Annotated in this window: 2 protein-coding genes; both read left to right on the plus strand. The window is 33.6% G+C overall.

What is annotated here, in order from left to right; genetic code table 11:
* Nucleotides 1-945: extracellular solute-binding protein (locus SOY52_RS08995; RefSeq protein ID WP_320848622.1), on the plus strand; the 945-nt coding region annotated here is incomplete at its 5' end.
* Between the two features lie 23 nt (nucleotides 946-968).
* Nucleotides 969-3,269 (plus strand): diguanylate cyclase domain-containing protein (locus SOY52_RS09000; protein ID WP_320848623.1); only part of this gene is annotated, 2,301 nt, incomplete at its 3' end.

A 3,269-nucleotide genomic window follows, 5' to 3' on the forward strand; every position in this document is an offset into this window, starting at 1 on the left:
ATGATGCTAAATACAACTGATTGGGAGCCTTTTGCTAAGGAATGTAATGTAAGCTACGATGACTTAGCAACAATTGAAGGTGTAGTTGAGGTTTCTAAAAAGTATTACGAGTGGTCTAATGGTAAAGCCTTCTACGGTAGAGACTCTATGAGTAACTATTTTGTTATTGGCATGAAGCAGATGGGTGTTGATATTTTTGATGTCAAGGATGGAAACGTTACAATTAGAGCTGAAAAGGATAAGATTCGCCGTCTTTGGGATAATTACTATGTTCCATTTGTAAGTGGCTATTTTACTGCCTTAGGTAAGTTTAGATCAGATGATGTAAAAACAGGTGATATTCTATGTTATACAGGTTCAACATCATCATCAATGTATTTCCCTGATGAGGTAGTTTTAGATGATGGTAATAAGAAAATTGAATATGTTGTCCTACCTGCACCAATTATGAAAGCTGGAGAACGCTATGCAGTACAGCAGGGTGCTGGCATGGCAGTAACTAAATCAGATGTGAAGAGAGAATATGCTGCAACAGAATTCTTAAAGTGGTTTACAGCTAAAGAAAACAATTTAAGATTTGTTTGTGAATCTTCATATCTGCCTGTAAGAAAAGATGCCAACTCAATAGATTCTTTAGACTTAGTAATTAAAAATCAAAATTTAAATGTTAATGAAAAGGTTTATGATTGCTTGGTTTCTGTATTAAGCCAATCTGATAGTGTTAAATACTACACAACTAAGAGTTTTAACAATGGTTATCAAACGCGTAAGGTACTAGATTTTAATCTGTTTGATAAAGCAGTAGCAGATAAAAAAGCTATTGAAAGTCTTATTTCATCTGGCGTTTCTCGAGATGAAGCTTTAAGAAAATATATTAGTGATGAATCATTTGAAAGCTGGTATAAATCTTTCTGTGATAAACTTGAAACAACAGCCCATAAATAATTATTTAGAATAAGAGGTATTAGATGAAAAATAAGAATAGAAAGATTATATATTTATTACTAATACCTCTAATTTTTGTTGTAATCCTTCAAGGTTTACTACCTTTTTCTACACTTAATTTTTTAAAGACAAAAGAAACTTTAGCTCAGAATGCGGTTAACATAGATAGTTATCTAGTTGAAAACCGTAAGGTAGTTCTCGAGAATGCGATGCTAGATCAATGGAACGAGATATCTAGTGAATCGGTTTTCCTTGATAGTGCTTTAAAAGAGCTGTTGAAGGAAAATGATATTACCATCGAGGAGTTTCTAAATAATAAAATTATTCAGCGCAAATACGTTGAAAATATATTTGGAGAACTTTTAGATTATCTAAGAAGAGATAATACTTGTGGAGTATTTTTAATACTTGCTAATGATAAAGATATTGATAATGAAAATGATTACGTAGGTGTTTTTGTCAGGGACTCAGATCCTACAACAAGAACTCAAAGTGACTCTGACTTACTATTTGAGCGTGGTGATAAAACATTAGCAAGAAGCTCTGGAATTGCTTTAGATAGTTCTTGGAATACTATGTTCTCTTTCCTTGGAAATGGGGTAAGAGCAGCTGATGACTTTTTCTATAAGCCATATATTTTAGCAAAGAATAATCCAGAGGCCTTAATTACTGATTTAGCCTATTGGTCTCTTCCTTTCGTGCTTGAAGACCATAGAATGGATAACCATGAGATGATTACATACTCTATCCCTCTTTGTTTGGATGGAGAAGTCTATGGTATTTTAGGAAGTGAGGTCTCAACTGCATATATAGAAAACTCATACTTACAAGTAAGGGACTTAGACCGTAATTTAAATGCGGGCTATGCAATTGCACTTGATCTTGGCAATGATAGATATAAGATCATTTCTGGAAAAGGGCTTCTTTACAACAGTATTAGAAGAGATAATGAGATATTTAGCTTAGAGCAAACTAATTACAAAGATTTATTTAAAGTAAGTAATACTAATATTGGAAAACAAGGAATTTATTCCGCAAAGTCTAATTTTAAGCTCTACGGAGGAAAGGTGCCATATGATAACACCAATTGGGTGTTATGTGGGTTTGTAACAGAGGATTCAATTTTTGGCTTAGGTAACCAACTGTATCGTACGATACTTCTTGCAATTTTTATGTGTGCCCTAATAGGTGTAGCTGTCATGATTTTTGCGGTTCGCTATATTTCTCGACCAATCCTTCGCCTAATGGATTCTGTTCGTGGGGGAATGGAAGGCCTTATTAGCTTTAAGCCTTCCAATATTGTAGAAATTGATGAACTTCATGAAGTTGTGCAGAACTTAACTGAAACAGAAGCAAAAACAGAAAAGCAACTTATTGAGGAAAAAGAACGATATAGAATTGCCCTTGAGAGCTCTAATGATGAATTTTTTACCTATCGTGAAAAGAGTAAAACTCTTGAGATTGTAAATAGTAAAATCTACGATGGCTTATGGGATATTAATGAATTTTGGCAAAAAGCAATTGAACCTCGGGTTTCTTACAAAGAACAAATTGCGTTAATGGAGCAAATTCAAGGAGATAAAATTGAAGGTTCAATTGAAGTATGCTTCAAAAATGCTGATGGTGAACACTACATGGAAATCAACTGGAAGAGGGTTGTGGATAAAGCAAGTGGTGATAGAACAACTGTTGGTTATTTACGTGATATACATGAAGCTAAACTCAAGGAGCTTGAGCAACTAAAGCGCCAAACCCTTGATCCAGTAACACACTGTTATCGCTTAGAATATGGAAAGGGTTTATTGGAAAATGCAGATAGAAGTAATGGTGTATTAGCCATTATTGATATTTGTGATTTCTCATCTATTGTAAAAGATAATGGATTAATATTTGGAGACATACTTTTAAATGAACTTGCTCTGATTATTAAAACTATTTGTAGCGATGAAATCTTAATTCGCTCTGATTCTAATTCTTTTATTTTATGGCTTCCTCTTTCTTCTTCTATTGAAGCAAAGAGAGCACTTCACAGGATTGAAGAGGAGTTCTCTTCATTAATTCGGCCTGATGCATTAATTCTTAAGGTAAAAGCAGGCCTTGTAAATGCAAATAATGAGAGTGTAAAAGAGCTAATTGATAAAGCTAATTCTGCATTGATTGTTGCAAAGAGAAAGGGCTTTGATATTGAAGAGTGGAATAGCAATATTGGTGTGAGAGAAGCTTTCTTTGGTGAAATCTTATCACAAAATAATATTGATAATATGGGATTAGCATCTCTTCTTTTAAATCTATTTGATAGAACTAATTCTACTGCGGCAGCCCTT

Origin of the sequence: Bullifex sp., assembly GCF_034103065.1 — a bacterium.
Classification (GTDB): domain Bacteria; phylum Spirochaetota; class Spirochaetia; order Sphaerochaetales; family Sphaerochaetaceae; genus Bullifex.